Source organism: Nocardioides dilutus, assembly GCF_054779555.1.
On sequence record NZ_BAAGYA010000003.1, the window covers coordinates 880,166 to 902,281 of the forward strand.

Here is a 22,116-nt window from a genome sequence, read left to right on the forward strand (position 1 = left end):
CGTCGGCCCATGCCCGATGGCTACACCCTGGTCGACACGACGCCGTCCGTCGCGGACTACCTCAGGCTGCGCGCCGACTCCGGCCTCTCCCCCAAGACCGCTGCGCAGGCCGGGCCGGCGCTGGCGGGCACGTGGTGGGGCTGCCACGTCGTCCACGACGCGACGGGCGACGCCGCGTCGATGGGGAGGATCGTCGGCGACGGGGGCTGGTACTTCCTCATCGCAGACATGGCCACGCTCCCGGGCCACCAGCGGCGCGGCCTCGGCGACCTGGTCCTCTCCACCCTGCTCGACCGGATCCGGTCAGCCGCACCGGCCGGTGCCTACGTGACCCTGATGGCCGACCCACCCGGGCGACGCCTCTACGCGCGGCACGGCTTCACCGAGGACCGCGAGGCCTCGATCGGCATGACGCTGCTGCTCCGCTGACCTCACCGCTCGCTGCTCACAACCACCAGGCTCACAACCCCCAGAACGCGCCCGACAGGCCGGCCCCGCGCAGGTAGTCCTGGGCCGCGCTCGGCTCGCGGCGGACGTAGCCACGCTCGAGGCGGCCGGCGTACCACCCGGCCGCGAGGCGCCACAGGGTGGCGAGGTCCATGACGTAGCCCCGCTCGAGCCTCTCCCCCGCGAGCCAACTCTCGACGCACCCGTCGTGGCAGAAGATCCGCTGGTGGGAGCACGTGCGGACGACGTCGTCCCACATCCGCGCCGCGGGTACCAGGAAGTGCGCGACCTGCTCCCCCTCGGGAGGCGCCGACGTGCCCACCGGCCAGGCGTGCGCCCGGCCGCAGGCCGGGCAGGTGGTGGCGACCAGCACGGGCGCCTGGTCCGGGAGCAGGTGCGGCACGGCGAACGAGTCCCACGCGCAGCCGCCCCACCAGAGCCGGTCGGTGCCCATGACCGAGAACCCCAGCGGCACCGCGGTGAACGGGTGGGCCATGGTGATCTCGCCGTCGCCGCCCAACGCGAGATGGCGCTGGGCGGCGAGTGCCTCCAACCCGTCACGGGCCACACTGGTCGCTACGTCGAGAGACTCGGCCAGATCGGCGACCATCGGCACGCGCCCGTCCGCGAACGCGGCGTAGACCGCCAGCCGCAGGTCCTCGGTGTCGAGGCGCTCCGCCATGGGCAGGAGCCTAGGGGGCCGGTTGGTTGGCAGCTTCCTTCTCTGCCTCCGCCTTCAGCATCAGCGCGATGTCGATGAGCTGGTCCTCCTGGCCGCCGATCAGCTTGCGGCGGCCGGCCTCGAGCAGGATCTTGGCGCCGGAGACGCCGTAGCGGTCGGCGGCGTTGCCGGCGTGCTTGAGGAACGAGGAGTAGACGCCGGCGTAGCCCATCATCAGCGTCATCCGGTCGAGCTGGCACTCCTCGGGCATCGCCGGCTTGATGACGTCCTCGGAGGCGTCGACGATCTGGAGGAAGTCGACGCCGGTGGTCCAGCCGAGCTTGTCGCAGACACCGATGAACGCCTCGAGCGGCGTGTTGCCGGCGCCGGCACCGAAGCGGCGGACCGAGCCGTCGATCTGGGTCGCCCCCGCGCGGGCGGCGATGACGGTGTTGGCGACACCCAGGCCGAGGTTCTCGTGGCCGTGGAAGCCGACGTCTGCCACGTCGCCGATCTCGGCGACGACCGCGGCGACCCGGTCGGCGGTCTGCTCCATGATCAGCGCGCCGGCGGAGTCGACGACGTAGACGCACTGGCAGCCGGCGTCGACCATGATCCGGGCCTGCTTGGCCAGCACCTCGGGTGGCTGGGTGTGGCTCATCATCAGGAAGCCCACGGTCTCCAGGCCGAGCTCGCGGGCCAGGCCGAAGTGCTGGATCGAGACGTCGGCCTCGGTGCAGTGGGTGGCGATCCGGCAGATCTGGCCACCGTTGTCCTGCGCGGCCCGGATGTCGTCCTTGGTGCCGACGCCCGGCAGCATGAGGAAGGCGATCTTGGCGCGCTTGGCGGTCTCGGCCGCGATCTTGATGAGCTCCTGCTCGGGCGTCCTGGAGAACCCGTAGTTGAACGACGAGCCGCCCAGGCCGTCGCCGTGGGTCACCTCGATCACCGGGATCCCGGAGGTGTCGAGAGCCTCGACGATGTCGTGCACCTCCTGGGCGGTGAACTGGTGGCGCTTGTGGTGGGACCCGTCCCGCAAGCAGGTGTCGGTGAGCCGGAGGTCGAGCTCGCCCCACGGCTCGTTGCCGTGGGTTCCGGACCAGGTGCGCTCGAGCGCGTTGATGTCAGTCACATTGCCCTCGCGATGTTCTCGCCGACCTGCGCGGCCGCGGCGGTCATGATGTCGAGGTTGCCGGAGTAGGGCGGCAGGTAGTCGCCCGCGCCCTCCACCTCGACGAAGATCGAGACCTTGGTCTGACCCTGGGTGGCCGCCGACGGCTCGTCGATCTGCGGTTCCTGGAGCAACCGGTAGCCGGGCACGTACTCCTGGACCGCCTTCTCCATCGCCACGATCGACTGGATGATGGCGTCGGTGTCGGCGTCCGGCGGGACCGCGCAGAAGATCGTGTCGCGCATGATCATCGGCGGCTCCGCCGGGTTGAGGATGATGATCGCCTTGCCGCGGGCGGCGCCGCCGATCGTCTCGACGCCGGCCGCGGTGGTGCGCGTGAACTCGTCGATGTTGGCGCGGGTGCCCGGGCCGGCGGAGACCGAGGAGACCGAGGCGACGATCTCGGCGTACGACACCCCCTGAGGACCAGCCGCCCGCGAGACGGCGGCGACCATCGGGATCGTGGCCTGGCCGCCGCAGGTGATCATGTTGACGTTCATCGCGCCGAGGTGCTCGGTGCCGTTGACCGGAGGGATGACCGCCGGACCGACCGAGGCGGGCGTCAGGTCGATCGCCCGGATCCCGGCCTCCTCGTAGCGCGGCGCGTACTCGCGGTGCACGTAGGCCGAGGTGGCCTCGAAGATCAGGTCGGGGAGTTCGTCCTGCTTGAGCAGCCAGTCGACACCCTCGTGGCTCGCCTCGAGGCCCTTGTCGGCGGCGAGCTTGAGGCCCTCCGACGACGGGTCGACGCCGATCATCCAGCGCGGCTCCACCACCTCCGAGCGGAGCAGCTTGAACATGAGGTCGGTCCCGATGTTGCCGGGGCCGACGATCGCGGCGGTCTTCTTGGACACGTCTTACTCCTCGAACTCGGCAGTCAGAGTCTCGAACCCGCTGATCGACGCCTCCACCTTGTCACCGGGCGCGAACGGGACGAAGGGTCCCAGCGCACCGGACAGGACCAGGTGGCCCTTCCTGAGAGGGTCGCCGAAGCGGTAGCACTGGACGGCCAGCCAGCGCAGCGCCTCCAGCGGGTCGCCGAGGCACGCGGCACCGTTGCCGCTCGAGCGCACCTCGCCGTTGATGCTCAGCGACATCTCGACGTCGCGCGGCTCGAGGTCGTCCAGCTTGCGGCCGTCGCGGCCGACGACGTAGAGCCCGCTGGAGGCGTTGTCGGCGACCGTGTCGGTGAACCCGATGTCCCAGCGCTCGATCCGCGAGTCGACGATCTCCAGCGCCGGGAGCGCCACCTCGACGCGCTCACGTACGGCCTCGACGGTGATCTGGTCCTCAGGGAGGTCGACGTCGGCGGCCATCACGAACGCCACCTCGGCCTCGACCCGCGGCTGGACGAGCCGGCGCATGGAGATCCCAGAGGGGGATGCAGCCTCGTCGGAGACGTCCATCTCGTCGAGCAGGTAGCCGAAGTCCGGCTGGTCGACGCCGAGCTGGGTCTGCACCGCCTCGGACGTCGCCCCGATCTTGCGGCCGACCACGGTCGCCCCGAGGGCCAGCCGCTTCTGGACCAGCCCCTGCTGCACGGCGTACGCCGCCGGCAGGTCGTCGGTGCCGATCAGGTCGCGCACGGCGGCGCAGGGAACACGGGTCTCCAGAGCGAGGGCCAGCCGCTCCACAGCGGCCGAGATCTGGTCCTCGGAGGTCACGGGCCGATTCTAGAACCTGTTACAGTTTTGCGCCATGAGCGCCCCCCTGCCCGGGCAGATGCCGGGTCAACTTCCGGGTGAGGTAGACGTGGTCGTCGTGGGCGCGGGAGGCGCCGGGATGTGCGCGGCTCTGGCCGCGGCGAAGCGGGGCCACGAGACGCTGCTGGTCGAGCGGAGCGCCTACTTCGGCGGCTCGACGGCCCGCTCCGGGGGCGGCGTCTGGATGCCCGGCAACTACGCGCTGAAGGCGGCCGGCCAGGTCTCCCACGACGACCTCGCCCAGGCCAAGCTCTACCTCGACTCGATCGTCGGCGACGACGTCCCGAAGGTCCGCCGCGACACCTACCTCGAGCGCGGGCCCGAGGTCCTCGAGTTCGTGCGCGCCCACACCCCCCTCCGCTTCGAGTGGGTGCCCGACTACGCCGACTACCACCCCGAGGCACCCGGCGGGCGCCCGGCCGGCCGGTCCTGCGAGCCGGTCCCCCTGGACGCGCGGTCACTCGGGGACGAGCTCGACCGGCTGCACCCGCAATACACCAAGGCGCCGGCCAACATGATCGTCACGCAGGCCGACTTCCGGAAGATCAGCCTGGGCCTGCGCACCTGGCGCGGCCCGGCGACCATGGTCAAGGTGCTCGTCAAGAGGGTGATCAGCCTGCTGCTGCGCCGCCGGATGTTCGCGATGGGCAACGCCATCGCGATCGGCCTGCGCCAGGGGCTGATCGACGCCGGTGTCCCCGTCGCCTACGAGACCGAGCTGACGGGACTGACCCTCGAGGACGGTCGTGTCGTCGGCGTCGAGGTGTCCCACGCCGGCACGACCCACGCCATCCGGGCTCGCCGCGGCGTCGTTCTCGGGAGCGGGGGGTTCGAAAAGAACCTCGAGATGCGCGAGAAGTACCAGCCGCACCCCACCTCGGTCGAGTGGACCACCGGCTCGGAGTTCAACGCGGGCGGCGGCATCCTGGCCGGGATCGCGGCGGGCGCGCAGACCGATCTCATGGACGACGCCTGGTGGGGGCCGACGATCCCACTCCCCAACGGACCGTGGTTCTGCCTCGCCGAGCGCAACTTGCCGGGGTCGATCATCGTCAACCAGGCCGGCGAGCGCTACATGAACGAGGCGCTGCCCTACGTCGAGGCCGTCCATGCGATGTACGACGGCGAGGCCACCGGCGTGGGCCACGTGCCGTCGTGGATGGTCATCGACCAGCGCTACCGCAACCGCTACCTGTTCGCCGGGCTCTCCCCGCGGCAGCCGTTCCCCGGCCGCTGGTACAAGCACGGCACGGTCAAGAAGGCGTCGACCATCGAGGCGCTGGCCGCCGAGATCGAGGTGCCGGCCGAGGCGCTCGGGGCGACCATCGAGCGGTTCAACGGGTTCGCGTCCGCCGGCGTCGACGAGGACTTCCACCGCGGCGAGTCGGCATACGACAAGTACTACTCCGACCCGACCGTGAAGCCGAACCCGTCGCTGCACGTGATCGACCAGGCGCCGTTCTACGCCGTCAAGATCGTGCCCGGCGACCTCGGCACCAAGGGCGGCCTCGTCACCGACGAACGCGCTCGGGTGCTACGGCCGGACGGCTCGGTCATCCCCGGCCTCTACGCCGCCGGCAACGTGTCGTCGGCGGTGATGGGCCACACCTATGCCGGACCCGGCGCCACTATCGGCCCGGCCCTGGCGTTCGGCTACCTGGCCGTCGAGGACATCACCGCCGCTCCGTTGGTCGAGGTGGGCGACGAAGGAGCCCCTCGAAACCACCTCAGCGAGGAGACCGCCTGATGCCGATCAACCCGGACGAGGCCATCGGCGCGCACGTTGCCACCACGACCTTCAGCTGGTCGTCCAGCGACGTCCTGCTCTACCACCTGGCCATCGGCGCCGGGTCGCGTCCCGGCGACAACCTCGACCCCGACGTCCTGCGCTACACGACCGAGCACACGGGCAGCCTGGGGGAGCAGCAGGTGCTGCCGTCGTTCGGCGTGGTCGCGCCGACCTTCCACCAGACCGATCCGCCGCCGCTGGACCTGCCGGGCTGCGACATCAACCTCGCCCAGGTCGTGCACGGCTCACAGGCGATCTCGGTGCACGCTCCCCTGCCGGCCTCCGGCACGGCCACCCTGACCACGACGCTCACGGACGTCTGGGACAAGGGCAAGGCCGCCGTCATCTGGCAGGAGGGCGTCGCGACCTCCGAGGCCGGCGAGGCGCTCTGGACCGTCCGGTCCTCGATCTTCGTGCGCGGCGAGGGCGGCTGGGGTGGCGATCGCGGCACGTCCGAGCCGGTCGCGCTCCCGGACCGGGCGCCGGACGCCGAGACGACGTACGCGATCACGCCTCAGCAGGCGTTGCTCTACCGCCTGTGCGGTGACCGCAACCCCCTGCACTCCGACCCGGACTTCGCCAAGGCCGCCGGCTTCCCGGCGCCGATCCTGCACGGGCTGTGTTCCTACGGCATCGTCCTGCGCGAGCTCACCGACGCCCTGCTCGGCGGCGACGCCAAGCAGGTCGGCGGCTTCGCCGCGAAGTTCTCCGGGGTGGTGTTCCCGGGCGAGACCCTGCGCGTGCGGGGGTGGCACGAGGACGGGCGGATCCTGGGCTCGGCGAGTGTTGCCGGCGGGGAGCGAGCCGACGCGGCGGTGCTCGGCGACGTGGTGCTGACGCTCGCCTAGGCACCGAAGAGCGACACCAGCTCGCGGACGACTGCGTCCGGCGATGGCATCGCGGCCACCTCGGCCGCGACCCGCTCGGCACTGCGGCGGGTCGTCGGATCCTCGAGCATCATCGCGACGGCGTCGGCGACAGCCTCCGGGGTGACCTGCGGCGGCATCAGTGCGAGCGCCGCGCCGGTCGCGGCGCCCCCCTCGGCGTTGCGGAACTGGTCGGCGGCCTGCGGCAGGCAAAGCTGAGGCACGCCCTGGGCCAGCGCGCCCAGGAACGTCCCCGAGCCGCCGTGCGACACCACGGCGGACGCGGTGGCCAGGACCTGGGTCTGGTCGACCCAGCGCTCGGTGCGGACGTGGGGTGGCTGCTCGCCGAGGTCGGTGTCACCGTCGTGGCCGACGGCGACGAGGACCTCGACCGGCAGTGCGGCCACCGCGCGCACGAGGGGGCCCAGATCCAGGGCGCGGTTCTGGACGGTCCCCATGGTCACGTAGACGAGTGGCGGGTCGCGCGGGTCGGGCTCGAGCGCCAGCGCCGGCCGGACCGGCCGCACCGGGCAGTCGACGTGTCCGGTCGGCACGGCCTGCACCGACGCGGGACAGATGTCCAGGTAGGCGTGCTCGAAGCAGCCGGCGTAGGGCGGCACCGGAAGTCCCTGCTCGGCCCACATGGGGGCCACGCGTCGGGCTGCGTCGACCAGCAGCGGCGCCGGGACCGCACCGCCGAACGCGTGGGTGAGGCTCGGGACGCCGAGCACGGCGCCGACGAGCGGGGAGGCGAGCTCGGCGTGCTCGTGGACCAGCAGGCCCGGGTGCCACTCTCGGGCGAGCAGCAGCAGGTCGCCGGCCATCGCCGGCGCCAGCGCCTCGCCGAACATGCGAGGGAAGACATATGCCGCACGCTCAGCGCCCGGCAGCCCGGAGGCAGGTCCGAGGACGCTCCCCCGAAGCCGGGCCAGGTCCGCACCTGCCGGTCCGCAGGGCACCGACGTCAGGCCGGCGTCCTCGACCAGCGGGACGGCGTCGGTGCCAGTGGCCCAAAGGACGTCATGACCGGCGGCCGCGAAGGCGCGGGCGAGCGGGATCATCGGGAGGACGTGTCCGACGCCGGTCGTCGAGGAGAACAGCACCCGCATATGGGACAGCATGACCTGTCGCTGAGAGATCTGCAGAGACGCCAACGCCGGCCGAGTCCCGGGTTGTTCCGTGTCGATCCCGCTCCGTAGGGGTCAATAACGGTGGCGGGCGGAAGGCGTAGGTCTCGGCCGGCGTCGCGTGAGGGTGGTCGCGTCTGTGCTGCTGGTGTCCGCACCTGTCGGTCAGGCAACCAGCGTGGCGTCCTCCACAGCGGCGTCCCGCTGGCCGGAGGACACCGTGGCCGACGCGGCCCCCGGCTTGTGCTGCGCGACCTTCTCGAGGCGCAGCTTGCGTTCCATGCGCCGGATCGCGGCTGCGCGACGGTGCTCGGTCCACAGGGTCTTGAGCACGCGCAGGCCGTCGGAGATCGCGTGCAGGTTGGACTCCCCGAACAGCCGCAGCTTCTCGACCGACGGGACCTCGACGATCTTGACGCCGGCGGCGGCGAAACGGCAGTTGATGACGGTCTCGATCTCGAAACCGTCGCCCCACAGCATCTTGCCGTTGGCCGCGCGAGGAGCCGTGTGGTCGGGCAGGTCCAGCAACGGCACCATGTCGGCCCAGAAGGCGTTGTAGCCGTAGCAGAGGTCGGAGTAGCGCGTCCGGAAGCCCAGGTTGAACAGCGTGTTGAGGAAGAGGTTGCCGATCCTGCGGACCGCCGTGATGTCCGACGAGCCACCACCCGGGGTGAAGCGGGAGCCCTTGGCGAAGTCGGCCCCGTCGGTGAGGGCCTTGACGAACCGCTCGATCTCCAAGGGGTCGGCGGACCCGTCGGCGTCGAACATGACGATGATGTCGCCGGTGGCCCGGGCGAAGCCGGCCGCCATGGCGTTGCCCTTGCCCTTGCGAGTCTGCTGGACCGGGATGATTCCCGGCAGCGTGCGGCGCGCGGTGGCGATGGAGCCGTCGACCGAGCCACCGTCGACGAGGATGACCTCGTGGACCTCCGGCAGCTGCGGGAGGATGACCGACAGGTTCAGTGCCTCGTTCATGGCGGGCACGACGATGCTGACCCGCGGCGAGGCGGACTCCGTACGACGGATCGCCTGGGCGCTGGCGTGGTGCCCAGTGCTGCGAACAGCGCTCATACCCGTGTGACCCCCAACTAGCAAGCCGGACCCCCCCGGCTTTCGACGTCACTATCGTATGCCTTCGTCGAGCGGGCCGCGACCCGCTGAAACCGTGCCTCAACCGGGTAACTACCGACTGTTTCCGCAGGTCAGAGCACGGATTGGAGTACCCCTAGGGGCATCGTGGCCCAAAACTGTTGGCCATTCGTGGACCGTACTCACGGCCTTGTAACTCACCGGTACCCGCGCCGTTCACGAAACCGGTGATCGCGGCCACTCACGGCGCGGACCGGTCCAGACCTGTCTGGCCTCAGCAGCCTCCCCAAGCGCGTCGCCCAGCGGCAATACTGCGCGGCATGGGCCTTCTCGACAGCTGGACCCTCGGTGACCACCGGGCCAGCGGCGTACGCCATCCGACCTATCGCAAGGGCACCGGGCCGGGGGTGATCGTCGTGCACGAGATCCCCGGCCTCACGCCGTCGGTCATCGGCTTCGGCGAGGAGCTTGTCGAGGCCGGCTACACGGTGGTGATGCCACACCTGTTCGGTGAACCCGAACGGCCGATGTCCACGCTGGCCGTTGCCTCCAGCCTGCGCCAGGTCTGCATCTCCAGGGAGTTCACCAAGCTCGCCACCCGGCAGACCTCCCCGGTGGCCGGCTGGCTGAGAAGCCTCGCCGGCGAGCTGCACGCCGAGCTCGGCGGACCGGGCGTCGGAGCCTTGGGCATGTGCTTCACCGGCGGGTTCGCCCTGGCCATGATGGTCGACGATGCCGTGGCGGCGCCCGTGCTGGCCCAGCCGTCCACGCCGTTCGCGGTCTCACCCTCGCGGTCCCGCGACCTCAACCTCTCCGACGCCGACCTCGCCAAGGTCAGGTCGCGGGCCGCGGCCGGCTGCGAGGTGCTCGGGCTGCGCTACCTGAAGGACCCCGCCGTCGGGAAGCGGTTCGAGCGCCTCACCGAGGAGATCGGCGACGCGTTCATCCGGATCGAGCTCCCCGGCAAGGGTCACTCGACCGTGACCGAGCAGCGGTCCCAGGTCGCGGTCGACGCGGTGCTGAAGTTCTTCGCCGACAAGCTCCGGGCATAGAGGTCTCGTGATGACCGGCTACGCGATCGAGGCGCTGAACCCGGGCACGTGGCCCATGTTCGCCCAGTTCGTCGACCAACAGGGCGGACTGTTCGGCGGATGCTGGTGCACGAAGTTCCACCCGGAAGCCTGCGCCGAGGTCGAGCGCAGCGCCGTGGGCAATCGGGCGTTCAAGGAGCGACTCGTCTCCGATGGCGTCGCGCACGCCGCGCTCGTCACCGACGGCACCCGGGCGCTGGCGTGGGCGCAGTACGGCACTCCGACGGAGCTGCCGGACATCCATCACCGTAAGGAGTACGACGAGACGAAGGCAGCCGATCCCGACTGGCGGGTCACGTGCATCCAGGTGGCCAAGACCCACCGCCGACAGGGACTGGCCGAGATGGCGCTGCGCGGTGCGGTCGACCTGATCGCCGCCGCCGGCGGCGGCATCGTCGAGGGATATCCGCACGACATGGCCCTCAAGGAAGGCAAGAAGGTCTCGTCGTCGTTCATCTACTACGGCACCCGCCGGATGTATGAGCGCGTCGGGTTCACCTACGACAGGCCCAAGGGTGAGTTCAACTGCGTCATGGGCCTCGAGGTCCCACCCGCGCAGGCCTGAGCGACAGTCGCACGCGATGTGCCTCGCAGCCCGCCCAAGCTCGAAGATGCGGGCGAGTCAGTCCAGGCCTCGGCGGTCGGCACGTAGTCGAGCGACCCCGACGAAGAGGGCACAGGCTGCGGTGATTGCCGAGGCCACCAGCAGCGGGAGACTTCCTACGTATGCCCCGAAGAACAGTCCGAGCAGGACCAGGGGAGCCAGCAGCGCTACGCCGATGACATAGCCAGCGGTTCGTGATGTCGCCTGCTGTGCCACCGGCTCAGCCATCCGACGGGAAGCCGCGGAACACACCGTCCGACTCGACGCTGTCCGCGAACTCGTGGAAGTCCATGTTGCCGAGGGACAGGTTGACCTCGATGGACGCGAACCGGCGCGCCGCACAGCGGAACGTCCGTCCGGGGAAGGACTCGAACAGCTCGGAGTCCTCCTCGTCCGCGACGGACAAGTCGACGTAGTCGACGGTGAGCTCACCGCCGGCCACCGCCTCGGCCATCGAGCGGGCGTCCGCGAGAGCGACGTAGCCGTAGGACAGTCCTTGTCCGTGGAACGCACTCCCCAGCGCGTCTCCCGTGACTCCGGCGAGCGCTCGGTCGTCGACGACGGTCACATGGGGCTCCGTGCCTTCGTCGTCCTGCTTCGTGAGCTCGTAGACCACGAGCTCCCAGGCGTCGTCGTCGGAGAAGTCGGTGCGCACCAAGGGTGTGCCGCCCTGCTCGAAGGCTTGGACGATCCGACCCAGGTCCATGGGCGAAGTATCGCCTGACCCGAGCCTCTGCCTCAGGCCTGGGACAGGATCACGCCGCTGGTCGGCACGCCCGTGCCGGCGGTGACCAGCACGTGGTCGACGTCGGGGACCGGGTTGACCGAGGTGCCGCGCAGCTGGCGGACGGCCTCGGCGATGCCGTTCATCCCGTGGATGTAGGCCTCGCCCAGCTGACCGCCGTGGGTGTTGAGCGGAAGCCGGCCGCCGACCTCGATGGCACCGCCGGCGATGAAGTCCTTGGCCTCGCCGCGGCCGCAGAAGCCGAGCTCCTCGAGCTGCATGAGGACGTACGGCGTGAAGTGGTCGTAGAGGATCGCCATCGGCATGTCGTCGGGCCGGAGACCGGATTGCCGCCACAGCTCGCGGCCGACGACGCCCATCTCGGGGATGCCGATGTCGTCGCGGTAGTAGGACGTCATGACGTACTGGTCGGCGCCGCTGCCCTGGGCGCCCGCCGTCACCACCGCCGCCGGCTGCGCGAGGTCGCGGGCCCGCTCCGCAGAGGTGATGACGAGCGCCACCGCGCCGTCGGACTCCTGGCAGCAGTCGAGCAGGTGCAGCGGGTCGACGATCATCCGCGAGGCCTGGTGGTCCTCGATGGTGATCGGCTTGCCGTAGAAGAACGCGTTGGGGTTGGTGGCGGCGTGCCGGCGGTCGGCAACGGCGACCACGCCGAAGTCCTCCGACGTCGCGCCGTAGTCGTGCATGTAGCGCCGGGCCTGCATCGCCACGGTGGCCGCGGGCGTCCCGAGGCCCATCGGGTAGGACCAGGCGTTGTCGAGCCCGTTGGTGTTGACCTGGGTCGCGGCGGCGAGCGAGAACTGCCCGAAGCGCGACTCCGAGCGCTCGTTGAAGCCGCGGTACGCGACGACGACGTCCGCGACCCCGGTGGCCACCGCCATCGCGGCCTGCTGGACGGTCGCGCAGGCCGCTCCCCCGCCGTAGTTGATCCGGCTGAAGAACCGCAGCTCCGGGATGCCGAGCTCGCGAGCGACCGCGATCTCCGAGGAGGTGTCCATGGTGAACGTCGTCAGGCCGTCGACGTCGGCGGGAGTGAGGCCGCAGTCCGCGAGGGCGTGCTGGACGGCCTCGACGGAGAGCTGCAGCTCGGAGCGGCCGGACTCCTTGGAGAACTCCGTGGCGCCGATGCCGGCGATCGCGGCGGCGCCCGACAGAGATCGGCTCACGGGACGGCCAGCTTCACGGTGCCGGTCACGTGGTCGCCGAGCGACACGCGTCCGACCACGGAGATGGTGGCGACGCCGTCCCCGACCGCATCGACGGTGCCGCTGAAGGTCAGCGTGTCGTAGGGGTGGGCGGGGGCGCCCAGCCGGATCGCGATGCCCTTGAGCTCGGCGTCGTGGCCTGCCCAGTCGACGACGAACCTCTCGACCAGCCCGTTGCTGGTCAGGATGTTCATGAAGATGTCCTTGGACCCCGCGGCCTGGGCGACGTCGCGGTCGTGGTGGACGTCCTGCCAGTCCCGGGTCGCGATCGCCGTACTGACGATCGTCGTCGGAGTGAGCGGCAGGCTCCACTCGGGGATCCGGTCCCCCACCGTCAAGGTCCTCACGCTCGCCTCCAGACGGGCAGGGTCAGGTCGTCGTCGACCCGGTTGAAGTCGACGCGCAGCGGCATCCCGATCTCGATCTCCGGGCCTTCCTCGCTGTCGGCCACGTCGACGACCTCGCCGACCATCCGGACGCCCTCGTCGAGGTCGATCAACGCGATCACGATCGGCAGCTCCTTGCCGGGGACGGGCGGATGCCGGTGCACGACGTAGGAGAAGACCGTGCCGCGGCCGGAGGTGGCCTCGAAACCCCGGTCGAGCGCGCCGCAGTCGGGACAGGCCGGACCGGGCGGGAAGCGGTTCGCTCCGCAGGCGTTGCAGACCTGGATCCGCAGCTCGCCGGCGGCGGTGCCGTCCCAGAAGAACTGCGAGTCCCGGTTGACCATCGGTCGGACGACACTCACTCGGGTGCCTCCCCCTTGGGGATGAACTTCAGGAGCCGGAACAGCATCTCGGCGACCTTCTCACTCGTGCCGTCCTCGTGGTCGACGTACCAGACGTTCTTGGACGTGACGAAGTAGCCCTCGCCCATCGCGGTCTGCTTGGGCCCTGCCACCGACTCGAGGGCGTTGGTGACCCGGGGGCGCTCCCCGACCCGCAGGTAGCGCTCGTAGGTCTGCTCGCAGTTGGTGCCGAGCACCGCCGTGTAGCCGGCCTCGGTGAGGAAGTCGGTCATCTGGCTCAGCGGGTCCTCCGGCGCCCGCTTGCGGCCCAGCCCGGGCATCGTCCAGACCTGTGCCATCGACGGCGGCGCCTCGTCACCCTCGCGGAACCTGGGGTTGTCGTAGCCCATCGCGTCGAGCCAGGTGCCGATCGTCGAGGCGTGCACCTCGTAGGGCGCCAGCATCTCCGAGCACTCGCCCAGAGCGATGATCCGGTCGGCCTCCGCGCGGATCCGTTCCGTGCGGTCGTCCGTCATCGGGGCACCCGCGGCAGGCCGAGGCCGAACATCGCGATCAGCTCGCGCTGCACCTCCTGGACGCCACCACCGAAGGTGAGCACCAGGTTGCGCTTCTTCTGGGCGTCGAAGTAGTGCATGAGCTGTCCGGTCTCTTCGTCGGAGGGGTCGCCGTAGCGGTGCACGATCGCGGTCAGGTCGGCCAGCAGGTGCTGGACCTGGTCGGCGGCGAACACCTTGGACGACGACGCGTCGCCCACCGAGATCTCGCCCTCGGCAGCGGCCCGCGCGACCTCCCAGTTGAGCAGCTCGTTGACCCGGAACACCGCCGTCGTCTCGCCCAGCACCCGGCGTACGTCGGGCTGGTCGACCACGCCGGCCTTGGTGGCCCAGTCGACGACCCGGTCGCGCAGTCCCTCGATCCGCCCTGCCGGCCCGAGCATCACGCGTTCGTGGTTGAGCTGGGTGGTGATCAGCTTCCAGCCCTGGTTCTCCTCGCCCACGAGCATGTCGACCGGCACCCGGACGTCGTTGTAGTAGGTCGCGTTGACGTGGTGGGCCCCATCGGCGGTGATGATCGGCGTGAAGGAGTAGCCCGGGTCGCTGGTGTCGACGATCAGGATCGAGATGCCCTTGTGCTTGGGGGCGTCCGGGTCCGTGCGCACCGCGAGCCACACGTAGTCGGCCTGGTGGCCGCCTGTGGTCCACATCTTCTGGCCGTTGACGACGTAGTGGTCGCCGTCGCGCTTGGCGCTGGTACGCAGCGACGCGAGGTCGGTGCCGGCGTCCGGCTCGGAGTAGCCGATCGCGAAGTGCACGTCGCCGGCCAGGATCCGCGACAGGAACATGTCCTTCTGCTTCTCCGTGCCGTAGCGGATGAGGGTGGGTCCGACGGTCTGCAGGGTCACCGCCGGGAGATGTACATCGGAGTACTGCGCCTCGTTGGCGAAGATCGTCTGCTCGATCTCGCCCAGGCCGTGGCCGCCGTACTCCTTCGGCCAGCCGACGCCCATCCAGCCGTCCTCGCCCATCTGTCGCACGACCCGCTGGTAGACCTCGCCGTGCCGGTCCAGGCCCATCTCGCGGTGCTCGTTGTGGTCGGCGAGCCCACCGAAGTAGGTGCGGAGCTCGGCCTTGAGCGCCCGCTGTGCGGCGGTCAGCTCGAGGTTCTTGGTGGTCGGGTCCTCGATCGGGACCGCTTCGGGGGCGACATCGAGGGCGTGCACGATGTCGGTGACCCACGAGAAGTAGCGCGACAGCGGGTAGGTGACGTCCACCCCCATGCCGCCGTGGAGGTGGTGGCAGGTGCGCAGGGCGGGCGGGGCCTCGGCGCACACCCAGTGGGCCGCGACCGCCAGGTCGTCCGACACGTCGAGCCCGTGCTGGATCCGCCAGGCGGCGTTGTGGGCGGCCAGGTCGAGGGTGCGCGAGGCGATGTAGACGTCGGCGATCTGCATCGCCACTGCCTGGAACTCCGCCAGGCTGCGGCCGAACTGGGTCCGGCCCTTGATGTAGTCGGCGGTGAGGTCCCGCGCTCCCGCGACGACACCGGCCGCGGCGAGGCAGAGCCCCACCACGTAGTGCTCGACCAGGGTCCGGGCCGCGCCGTCGGACAGCAGCTCCGCGGCGGCGCCGTCGAGGACGATGGTGTGGGTCGTCAGACCGGACGACGAGCCCGACTTCAGCAGGGTGACGCCGGGGCCGTCGACGTCGACCAACACGACGACCGGCTGGTCGCCCTGTACCGCGGTCACGAGCAGACGGCTCGCCCCCTCGGCGTAGGTGACACCGATCTTGCGTCCGGTGACGGCGCCGTCGGCGTACGTCGTCTCGGGGGCGGCGCGCAGGGAACGGCCCACCTCGCGGATCGCCGGCGTCAGCACGACCTCGCCGGTCACCACGCCTGGCAGCAGCGCCTGCTGCTCGGGTGAGCCGTGCGCGGCCAGGGTGAGCACGCCGCAGCACAGCGTCTCCAGGACGGGCAGCTGGACGGCGCGGGCACCGGTCCCACCGAGCAGGACCGCCACGGCGTCCAGGCCGAGCCCCTCACCGCCGTGCACCTGTGGCACCACGAGCCCCAGCAGACCGGCGTCGGCGAGGGCCGACCAGGGGATCTGCTCGCCCTCGGCGAGGTTCTTGGCGGCCCGGTGGAGCGTCTCGGCGAGGACCGAGCGGACCGCCTCGAGCGCCTCTGTGACCTCGGCGTCGGGCGCGGTGAACCCGTCGGTGTCGCTGGCCACAGACACGTTCTTCTCCTGACCCTCGTGCGTACCCTCCGCTGCGAAACTGTAACGTGTTCTACCACGCTCGAGGAAGGAGGGGCCGCGCGTGAACCCGCTCTCACTGCTGCGCAACCAGGTCTACATGCCGTGGGCCCGGATCCCTCCCGGCGAGCTCGTGGAGCTGCCCGGCCGAGGCCGCACCTACGTCACCGACACGGCCGGCCCGGACGATGACTCGCCGACGATCGTGCTGCTCCACGCTCTGGGCTGCACGGGGCTGCTGACCTGGTATCCCTGCATCGAGCCGCTGTCGCGGCGCTACCGGGTGGTGACGTTGGACCTGCGCTGGCACGGCCAAGGCATCCACAGCGAGCACTTCTCGCTGGTCGACTGCGCCGACGACGTGGTGACGCTCCTCGACGTGCTCGAGATCGACCGGGCGATGGTCGGCGGCTACTCGATGGGGTCGATCGTGGCGCAGCGTGTCTGGCGTCAGCACCCAGCGCGGCTCGAGGGCCTGGTGCTCGCGGCCACGACCGACCGGTTCCGGATGAACGTCCCCGAGCAGTTCTTCTTCGCCGGGATGGGCACCACGATGCTGGCCACCCGCGGCATCTCGCGGTCGCGCACCGCCGTGCGCGCCGCCCGGGCGGCGGCCGAGGCGGTCGACTTCGAGCCCACCGACATCCAGGAATGGGCGCTGCGCGAGTTCAGGAGCACCAGCCCGTGGGCCGTCGGTCAGGCCCTCTCTGCGCTCGGCCGGCACCATTCGCGGCCGTGGCTCGGCGGCATCGACGTGCCCACGGCCGTCGTGATCCTCAACAACGACCATGTCATCCCGCCCCGCCGTCAGCGCTCGCTGGCCCGGGCCATCCCGGGCGCGACCATGCACGACATCGACGCCGGCCACGCCGCGTGCGTCCTGGAGACCGAGGTGTTCGTCCCCGCCTTCGTGGAGGCCGTCGCCACCGTCAACGCGCGGCGGCTCGACGGCCGGGACCGGACCGCCTGATCAGGACTTGCTGACGGCCCTCTTGCGGATGGGCGTCGGCTTCTCTGCCGACTCCACGGCCGCCTTCAGCCGCGCGAGCTCGGCGGGGAACCGCTGCGCGAGGTCGTCGACGTCGGGCATCGACTCGCGGCAGGCGATGATCCCGACGTGCATCTTGCCGTTGTTGGACATGACGGTGACGTTGAGGCCCGCGCCGTGGAAGACCGGGCCGAGCGGCGCCAGCGCGAGGATCTCGGCGCCCATGAAGTAGAGCGGGATCGGCGGACCCGGCACGTTGGAGATCACCAGGTTGTGCACGACCGGGTGCTTCTCGGCCAGCCGCAGTCCGGCGTAGGCGCGGACGGCGAGGCCGAAGGTGCGGGGCGCGGCGAACTCGGCCCAGTCCTGGAGCGAGTCGGCCGGGATGGCGTGCGCGTGGTCCTTGGCGTTGCGGTTGCTGTGGGCGAGCTCGTCCAGCCGCTCGAGCGGGTCCTCGATGTCGGTGCCGAGCCGGGTGAATAGCGCCGAGACCTTGTTGGCGCCGGTCTCGCGCTTGGACGACTCGCGGACCGACATCGGGACGGTCGCGAGCAGTGAGCTGTCCGGCAGCTCGCCTCGCTCGTCCAGGTAGGAGCGCAGGGCGCCGCCGGCGACGGCCAGGACGACGTCGTTGACCGTGGCCCCGGTGGCCGCCTTGACCTCCTTGATGTCGTCGAGGCTCATGTCCACGAGGCCGATGCTGCGGTGGCCGGTGATGGTGCCGTTGAACGAGGTGCGCGGGGCGGTGAGAGGTGCCGCCATCGCGGTCCCGGCCCGAGCCCTGCCGACCGTCTGCGCGATGCCCTTGACCGACGGGATCAGCGCCTTCGGGATGGTCAACGGCCGCGTGAACGAGGTCACGAGACCACGACCCAGGAGCTCCGGGCGGGTCGGCTCGTGGCCGAACGGCGTGATCTCCGTGAGCGCCAGCGGCGGCGCGTCCGGCTCGATCGAGCACAGGTGGGAGACGAGGTTGGCGCCCGAGACGCCGTCGACCGTGGCGTGGTGCATCTTGGAGAAGATCGCGACCAGGTCGCGCCCCTCCCGGTCGACGTACTCCTCGATGACCCACATCTCCCACAGCGGTCGGGACCGGTCGAGGGGCAGCCCGGCGAGCCGGCCCGCGAGCTGTGTGAGCTCCTTGTAGCCGCCCGGCTTGGGGAGTGCGAGGCGGTGGACGTGACGCTCGATGTCGAAGTGCTTGTCCTTCACCCAGACCGGGTGGTCCAGGTCGAGGGGGACACGGCGGAGCTTGCGGGTGAACTCGGGCACGTCGCGGACGTTCTTGTCGATCCCCGCCTGCAGCGCCTCGAACGAGTAGCCGTCCGGCATGGTCGAGGGGTCGAGCAGGATGACGCCGCACACGTGCATGAGCTGCGCGGGGGTCTCGAGGTAGAGAAAGCTGGCGTCGAGACCTGACAGGCGTTCCATGCTGGTTGCTCCCCCACGTTTGGCGACGTCCGGACCGTGCTCCGCACCTACAACGACCGCCGGCCCGGCAGGTCAGGGTGACGACCGTCTCAGGTCACGACAGCACTAGTCGTTGCCGTCCGCAACTAATCTTGGTCCATGTCGTTCCGCCGTCGACAGGCCATCACCGCGGCGCTGACCGCCAACGCGATCCGTCCGGTACCCGGATTCGGGATCGGGGTGCCGGCGTTCTTCGCGGGTTGGCTGACCGGCGAGCTCGCTCCCCACGTCCTCGCCCTGACCGCCGCGGACGCGGCCGCACACAGCATCGGCCGGCGCCGGGACCCGGTGGGCCTGGCCCTGGCGGGGGCGAGTGCTGCGGGCCTCGGCTACCTCGTCTGGCAGAGCCGAGCGGTGCGCCACTCCGTCGAGGACGCGCTCACCGAGGGTCTCGGCCTCGACTACGTCGAGCAGCTCGACTCCGCTCCCACTCCGGCGGAGCTGGCCACTCCCTGGCGCAAGTTGGTCAACCCCTTCCGGACGCTCCGGGTGCCCGACCCTGCCGTGCACGTCGAGCGCGACATCGCCTTCGGCGAGGCCGGCAGCCGCCACCACCTCGACATCTACGCCCCCGCCGGTCGGCAGCTGGAGGGCGCACCGGTGCTCCTCCAGGTCCACGGCGGCGCCTGGACGATCGGCAAGAAGGACCAGCAGGGCATCCCGCTGATGCGCCACCTGGCCGCGAAGGGGTGGATCTGCGTGGCGATCAACTACCGCCTGGCCCCCCGCGACCCGTTCCCCGCCCAGATCATCGACGTCAAGCAGGGGATCGCCTGGATCCGCGAGAACATCGCGACCTACGGCGGGGACCCCGACTACATCGCCATCACCGGTGGATCGGCCGGTGGCCACCTCACCGCGCTGGCCGCGCTCACCGCCAACGACCCGGCCTGGCAGCCCGGCTTCGAGGACGTGGACACCTCGGTCCAGGTCGCGGTGCCGCACTACGGCGTCTACGACGTGGCGGGCGCCACGGGACTGAGGAGCGTCGCCCTGACCCGGGACAGGTTCATGGGGCCCGCGGTGTTCAAGAAGCGCTATGCCACCGAGCCCGAGGCGTTCGAGGCGGCCAGCCCGATCCTGCGGGTCACGCCCGAGGCGCCGGACTTCTTCGTGCTGCACGGCACCCACGACACCCTCGTCGGCGTCCAGCAGGCGCGACTCTTCGTGGCGAAGCTGCGTGAGGTCTCCAAGCGGACAGTCGTCTACGCCGAGCTGCCCGGCGCCCAGCACGCCTTCGACGTCTTCCCGTCGATCCGGTCGGCGCACATCGTGCACGCGATCGACCGCTACCTACACTGGCACTGGAACCAGTACCGCCGCGAGGCAGGGACGATCTAGGACATCTGCCCGATGCGGGTGGGGGTTCCTTAGCAGCACGCTCGAGGCATGACACCGTTCTCCGGCTCTCCCCGCACCACGGTCCGGATCCTCCGACCGGTCGTCGACAACGACATGCGCCGTGCGATGCGGCATGCGCGGGTCCGTCGCCATGCCCGCCGGAACCGTCGCTGACCGGCCTGAGCCGCAGGAACTCACGCCCGCCCTAGCCTCGCGGCAGCCCCAGGATCCGCTCGCCGGCGACGTTGCGGAGCACCTGCGTGGTGCCGCCGGCGATGGACAGGCAGCGGGTGTTGAGCAGCTCCCAGACGTCAGCCTTGAGCTGGTCGTCCGGCGCCACCAGCCGGTCGCCCTGGAGCTCGACCACGAGCTCGGCGCCGTCCTGGCGGTTGCGGACGCCGAGCAGCTTGGCGACGCTCGACTCGGGCCCCGGACCCTGACCCGCGAGCGAGCGCAGCGTCGAGCGCACCGCGAGCAGCGTGCAGACCGTGGAGAGCGCGACGGCGCGGCCCACCCGCATGTTCTGCACCGGCGTCAGCCCGGCGGCAGCCAGCGCCACCGCCCGCTCGGCGCTCTTGGACAGGCGGGTGTTGGCCATCGCGACCCGCTCGTTGGCCAGCGTCGTGCGGGCCAGCCTCCAGCCGTCGTCGAGGTCGCCGACCAGGCAGTCGTCGGGGACGAACACGTCGTCGAGGAAGACCTCGTTGAACAGCGCCTCGCCGGTGATCTCGCGCAGCGGCCGGACGTCGATCCCCGGTGACCTCATGTCGACCAGGAAGTAGCTGATGCCCCTGTGCTTCGGTGCCGCGGGGTCGGTGCGCGCCAGGCAGATGCCCCAGTCGGCGCGCTCGGCGACCGAGTTCCAGACCTTCTGGCCCGACAGCTTCCAACCGCCGTCGACGCGCTCGGCCCGGGTGCGCAGCGACGCGAGGTCGGACCCGGCCCCGGGTTCGGAGAAGAGCTGGCACCAGACCAGGTCGCCCAGCAGGGATGGTCTGACGAACCGCTCGCGCTGCTCGTCGGTGCCGTGCTCCAGGATCGTCGGGACAGCCCAGCCGGCGATGACGATGTCCGGCCGGGTCACACCCGCGCGGGTGAGCTCGTCGTCGATCACGATCTGGGTGACGGCGTCGGCGCCCAGACCGTACGGCGCCGGCCAGTGCGGCGTGAGGTAGCCGTTGTCGACCAGCGCCGGCCGCAGCTCGTCGGCGGGCAGGGCCGCCAGCCGCTGGGCCTCGGCACGCACCTCGTCGCGGATCGCGGCGTCGCGGCCCTCGAGGTCGACGTGGACGTGGCGGCGTACGCCCGCGACGGCCCGGCCGGCGAGCTGCTCGGCCGCGGCGTCGGACCCGGTCACGAGGGACCGCAGGCTCAGCGCCCGGCGCAGGTAGAGGTGGGCGTCGTGCTCGTGGGTGAACCCGATCCCGCCGAGCACCTGGATGCAGGCCTTGGCGTTGGCCACCGCGCCGTCGAAGCAGGTCACTGCGGCGACGTCGGCCGCGAACGCCCACTGGTCCTCGCCGTCGTCGGCGAAAGCGATCTCGGCCACGTCCCAAGCGGCTGCCGTGACCGCCTCCGCGGTCTCGAGCATCTCCGCGCACAGGTGCTTGATGGCCTGGAAGGCGCCGATCTTCTGCCCGAACTGCTCGCGCACCTTGGCGTAGTCGACCGCGGTCTGCAGGCACCAGCGGGCGACCCCGGCGGCCTCGGCGGCGGCGAAGGTGACAACCGCGCGGTGAACGAATTGCGCATTCAGCCGCTCGACCGGCACCGCCCCCGGGTCGGACAGGTCGACCTCGACGGCACCGAACCGTCGGCTCAGGTCCAGGCCGATCGCCGCGGAGGAGGCGGTGACCTGGTGCGCCGGCACCACGAACCAGGCGTCGTCGGCGTCCGGGAGCAGGTAGTGGGTGGCGCTGGGGAGGTCCCACACGGTCCGCAAGGCGGGGTCGAGGGCGAGCCCGACCACGGCGCCCTCGCCGAGGAGGGCGGCGAGCTCCTCGCTCTCGCCGAGCAGCGCGCAGGCGACCGCGACCCCGAGCAGCGGGCCCGGTACCAGCTCGTGGGCGCACGCCTCGAGGGCGACCGCCTGGTCCAGGACCGAGCCGCCCCCGCCGCCGACGGCCTCGGGCAGCCCGATGGTCGGGACACCCATCTCGACGGCCTGCTTCCAGACGTCGGCGAAGGTGGCGTCCGCCTCGCCCTCCGCGGTCCGCACCGCCTCGATGCCGCCGCTGCCGGCCGCCCACTGGCGCAGGCTCTTGGCCAGCTCGACATGCTCGTCGGAGATCCCGATCGACATGGTTTCCCCTT

Annotated in this window: 21 protein-coding genes; 7 read left to right on the forward strand and 14 right to left on the reverse strand. The window is 70.9% G+C overall.

The window, feature by feature from the left end; genetic code table 11:
- Positions 1 to 9: 9 nt before the first annotated feature.
- Positions 10 to 429 (forward strand): GNAT family N-acetyltransferase, encoded by a 420-nt coding sequence (locus ACYVC6_RS19965; protein WP_460716223.1) that lies wholly within the window; start codon positions 10 to 12, stop codon positions 427 to 429.
- A gap of 31 nt (positions 430 to 460) precedes the next feature.
- Here ACYVC6_RS19965 and merB read toward each other — a convergent pair whose 3' ends face one another.
- Genes merB through ACYVC6_RS19985 form a run of 4 tightly spaced genes read right to left on the reverse strand, consistent with a single transcriptional unit; the run spans position 461 to position 3,943 of the window.
- Positions 461 to 1,129 (reverse strand): organomercurial lyase, encoded by a 669-nt coding sequence (gene merB, locus ACYVC6_RS19970; RefSeq protein ID WP_460716224.1) that lies wholly within the window; start codon positions 1,127 to 1,129, stop codon positions 461 to 463.
- 10 nt (positions 1,130 to 1,139) lie between these two features.
- A complete protein-coding gene (gene dmpG / locus ACYVC6_RS19975; RefSeq protein ID WP_460716225.1) occupies positions 1,140 to 2,240 on the reverse strand; it encodes a 4-hydroxy-2-oxovalerate aldolase in 1,101 nt (366 codons plus the stop codon).
- A complete protein-coding gene (locus ACYVC6_RS19980; protein ID WP_460716226.1) occupies positions 2,237 to 3,133 on the reverse strand; it encodes an acetaldehyde dehydrogenase (acetylating) in 897 nt (298 codons plus the stop codon). The genes dmpG and ACYVC6_RS19980 overlap by 4 nt, the downstream gene beginning before the upstream one ends.
- A gap of 3 nt (positions 3,134 to 3,136) precedes the next feature.
- Positions 3,137 to 3,943: a 2-keto-4-pentenoate hydratase gene (locus tag ACYVC6_RS19985; RefSeq protein ID WP_460716227.1), complete on the reverse strand. Its 807-nt coding sequence runs from the start codon at positions 3,941 to 3,943 to the stop codon at positions 3,137 to 3,139.
- A gap of 34 nt (positions 3,944 to 3,977) precedes the next feature.
- Between ACYVC6_RS19985 and kstD the strand changes: the two genes are divergently transcribed.
- The gene (kstD, locus tag ACYVC6_RS19990; RefSeq protein ID WP_460716229.1) at positions 3,978 to 5,729 is read left to right on the forward strand and encodes a 3-oxosteroid 1-dehydrogenase; all 1,752 of its coding nucleotides are present in this window, start codon (positions 3,978 to 3,980) and stop codon (positions 5,727 to 5,729) included.
- Positions 5,729 to 6,619 (forward strand): MaoC/PaaZ C-terminal domain-containing protein, encoded by an 891-nt coding sequence (locus ACYVC6_RS19995; RefSeq protein WP_460716230.1) that lies wholly within the window; start codon positions 5,729 to 5,731, stop codon positions 6,617 to 6,619. The genes kstD and ACYVC6_RS19995 overlap by 1 nt, the downstream gene beginning before the upstream one ends.
- Here ACYVC6_RS19995 and ACYVC6_RS20000 read toward each other — a convergent pair.
- Complete coding sequence (locus ACYVC6_RS20000; protein ID WP_460716231.1) at positions 6,616 to 7,758, reverse strand: glycosyltransferase; 1,143 nt, start codon at positions 7,756 to 7,758, stop codon at positions 6,616 to 6,618. The two genes, ACYVC6_RS19995 and ACYVC6_RS20000, sit on opposite strands and share 4 nt — an antisense overlap.
- Positions 7,759 to 7,929: 171 nt before the next feature.
- A complete protein-coding gene (locus tag ACYVC6_RS20005; RefSeq protein WP_460716232.1) occupies positions 7,930 to 8,835 on the reverse strand; it encodes a glycosyltransferase family 2 protein in 906 nt (301 codons plus the stop codon).
- Positions 8,836 to 9,173: 338 nt separating this feature from the next.
- Here ACYVC6_RS20005 and ACYVC6_RS20010 point away from each other — a divergent pair, with 338 nt between their 5' ends.
- Positions 9,174 to 9,905 carry a dienelactone hydrolase family protein gene (locus ACYVC6_RS20010; protein ID WP_460716233.1) on the forward strand — a complete coding sequence of 244 codons (732 nt, stop codon included), beginning with the start codon at positions 9,174 to 9,176 and terminating at the stop codon, positions 9,903 to 9,905.
- A gap of 10 nt (positions 9,906 to 9,915) precedes the next feature.
- The gene (locus tag ACYVC6_RS20015; protein WP_460716234.1) at positions 9,916 to 10,509 is read left to right on the forward strand and encodes a GNAT family N-acetyltransferase; all 594 of its coding nucleotides are present in this window, start codon (positions 9,916 to 9,918) and stop codon (positions 10,507 to 10,509) included.
- Positions 10,510 to 10,768: 259 nt separating this feature from the next.
- On the opposite strand, the gene ACYVC6_RS20020 is transcribed toward ACYVC6_RS20015, so the two are convergent.
- Genes ACYVC6_RS20020 through ACYVC6_RS20045 form a run of 6 tightly spaced genes read right to left on the reverse strand, consistent with a single transcriptional unit; the run spans position 10,769 to position 15,986 of the window.
- Positions 10,769 to 11,254, reverse strand: coding sequence for a DUF6924 domain-containing protein (locus ACYVC6_RS20020; protein WP_460716235.1), 486 nt, complete (start codon positions 11,252 to 11,254; stop codon positions 10,769 to 10,771).
- A gap of 32 nt (positions 11,255 to 11,286) precedes the next feature.
- Positions 11,287 to 12,459: a lipid-transfer protein gene (locus tag ACYVC6_RS20025; RefSeq protein ID WP_460716236.1), complete on the reverse strand. Its 1,173-nt coding sequence runs from the start codon at positions 12,457 to 12,459 to the stop codon at positions 11,287 to 11,289.
- On the reverse strand, positions 12,456 to 12,845 hold the full coding sequence (locus ACYVC6_RS20030; protein WP_460716237.1) for a MaoC family dehydratase: 390 nt from the start codon (positions 12,843 to 12,845) through the stop codon (positions 12,456 to 12,458). The genes ACYVC6_RS20025 and ACYVC6_RS20030 overlap by 4 nt, the downstream gene beginning before the upstream one ends.
- On the reverse strand, positions 12,842 to 13,246 hold the full coding sequence (locus ACYVC6_RS20035) for a Zn-ribbon domain-containing OB-fold protein (protein ID WP_460716238.1): 405 nt from the start codon (positions 13,244 to 13,246) through the stop codon (positions 12,842 to 12,844). The genes ACYVC6_RS20030 and ACYVC6_RS20035 overlap by 4 nt, the downstream gene beginning before the upstream one ends.
- Entirely contained in the window at positions 13,243 to 13,761 is a 519-nt protein-coding gene (locus ACYVC6_RS20040) for a hotdog family protein (RefSeq protein ID WP_460716239.1), read from the reverse strand. The genes ACYVC6_RS20035 and ACYVC6_RS20040 overlap by 4 nt, the downstream gene beginning before the upstream one ends.
- A complete protein-coding gene (locus ACYVC6_RS20045; RefSeq protein ID WP_460716240.1) occupies positions 13,758 to 15,986 on the reverse strand; it encodes an acyl-CoA dehydrogenase in 2,229 nt (742 codons plus the stop codon). The genes ACYVC6_RS20040 and ACYVC6_RS20045 overlap by 4 nt, the downstream gene beginning before the upstream one ends.
- Before the next feature lie 82 nt (positions 15,987 to 16,068).
- Here ACYVC6_RS20045 and ACYVC6_RS20050 point away from each other — a divergent pair, with 82 nt between their 5' ends.
- Positions 16,069 to 16,974 carry an alpha/beta fold hydrolase gene (locus ACYVC6_RS20050; RefSeq protein WP_460716241.1) on the forward strand — a complete coding sequence of 302 codons (906 nt, stop codon included), beginning with the start codon at positions 16,069 to 16,071 and terminating at the stop codon, positions 16,972 to 16,974.
- On the opposite strand, the gene ACYVC6_RS20055 is transcribed toward ACYVC6_RS20050, so the two are convergent.
- Positions 16,975 to 18,423, reverse strand: a complete 1,449-nt coding sequence (locus ACYVC6_RS20055) for a WS/DGAT/MGAT family O-acyltransferase (protein WP_460716242.1) — start codon at positions 18,421 to 18,423, stop codon at positions 16,975 to 16,977.
- 138 nt (positions 18,424 to 18,561) lie between these two features.
- On the opposite strand from ACYVC6_RS20055, the gene ACYVC6_RS20060 reads away from it, so the two are divergent.
- Positions 18,562 to 19,803: an alpha/beta hydrolase fold domain-containing protein gene (locus ACYVC6_RS20060; protein ID WP_460716243.1), complete on the forward strand. Its 1,242-nt coding sequence runs from the start codon at positions 18,562 to 18,564 to the stop codon at positions 19,801 to 19,803.
- Between the two features lie 205 nt (positions 19,804 to 20,008).
- On the opposite strand, the gene ACYVC6_RS20065 is transcribed toward ACYVC6_RS20060, so the two are convergent.
- Positions 20,009 to 22,105: an acyl-CoA dehydrogenase family protein gene (locus ACYVC6_RS20065; protein WP_460716244.1), complete on the reverse strand. Its 2,097-nt coding sequence runs from the start codon at positions 22,103 to 22,105 to the stop codon at positions 20,009 to 20,011.
- Between the last annotated feature and the right edge of the window lie 11 nt (positions 22,106 to 22,116).

Excerpts from the sequence above, each read along its gene's own strand:
- ACYVC6_RS19965 (WP_460716223.1), top strand. The coding sequence starts at position 10 with ATGCCCGATGGCTACACCCTGGTCGACACGACGCCGTCCGTCGCGGAC.
- merB (WP_460716224.1), bottom strand. The coding sequence starts at position 1,129 with ATGGCGGAGCGCCTCGACACCGAGGACCTGCGGCTGGCGGTCTACGCC.
- kstD (WP_460716229.1), top strand. The coding sequence starts at position 3,978 with ATGAGCGCCCCCCTGCCCGGGCAGATGCCGGGTCAACTTCCGGGTGAG.
- ACYVC6_RS19995 (WP_460716230.1), top strand. The coding sequence starts at position 5,729 with ATGCCGATCAACCCGGACGAGGCCATCGGCGCGCACGTTGCCACCACG.
- ACYVC6_RS20000 (WP_460716231.1), bottom strand. The coding sequence starts at position 7,758 with ATGCTGTCCCATATGCGGGTGCTGTTCTCCTCGACGACCGGCGTCGGA.
- ACYVC6_RS20005 (WP_460716232.1), bottom strand. The coding sequence starts at position 8,835 with ATGAGCGCTGTTCGCAGCACTGGGCACCACGCCAGCGCCCAGGCGATC.
- ACYVC6_RS20010 (WP_460716233.1), top strand. The coding sequence starts at position 9,174 with ATGGGCCTTCTCGACAGCTGGACCCTCGGTGACCACCGGGCCAGCGGC.
- ACYVC6_RS20015 (WP_460716234.1), top strand. The coding sequence starts at position 9,916 with ATGACCGGCTACGCGATCGAGGCGCTGAACCCGGGCACGTGGCCCATG.
- ACYVC6_RS20020 (WP_460716235.1), bottom strand. The coding sequence starts at position 11,254 with ATGGACCTGGGTCGGATCGTCCAAGCCTTCGAGCAGGGCGGCACACCC.
- ACYVC6_RS20040 (WP_460716239.1), bottom strand. The coding sequence starts at position 13,761 with ATGACGGACGACCGCACGGAACGGATCCGCGCGGAGGCCGACCGGATC.
- ACYVC6_RS20055 (WP_460716242.1), bottom strand. The coding sequence starts at position 18,423 with ATGGAACGCCTGTCAGGTCTCGACGCCAGCTTTCTCTACCTCGAGACC.
- ACYVC6_RS20060 (WP_460716243.1), top strand. The coding sequence starts at position 18,562 with ATGTCGTTCCGCCGTCGACAGGCCATCACCGCGGCGCTGACCGCCAAC.
- ACYVC6_RS20065 (WP_460716244.1), bottom strand. The coding sequence starts at position 22,105 with ATGTCGATCGGGATCTCCGACGAGCATGTCGAGCTGGCCAAGAGCCTG.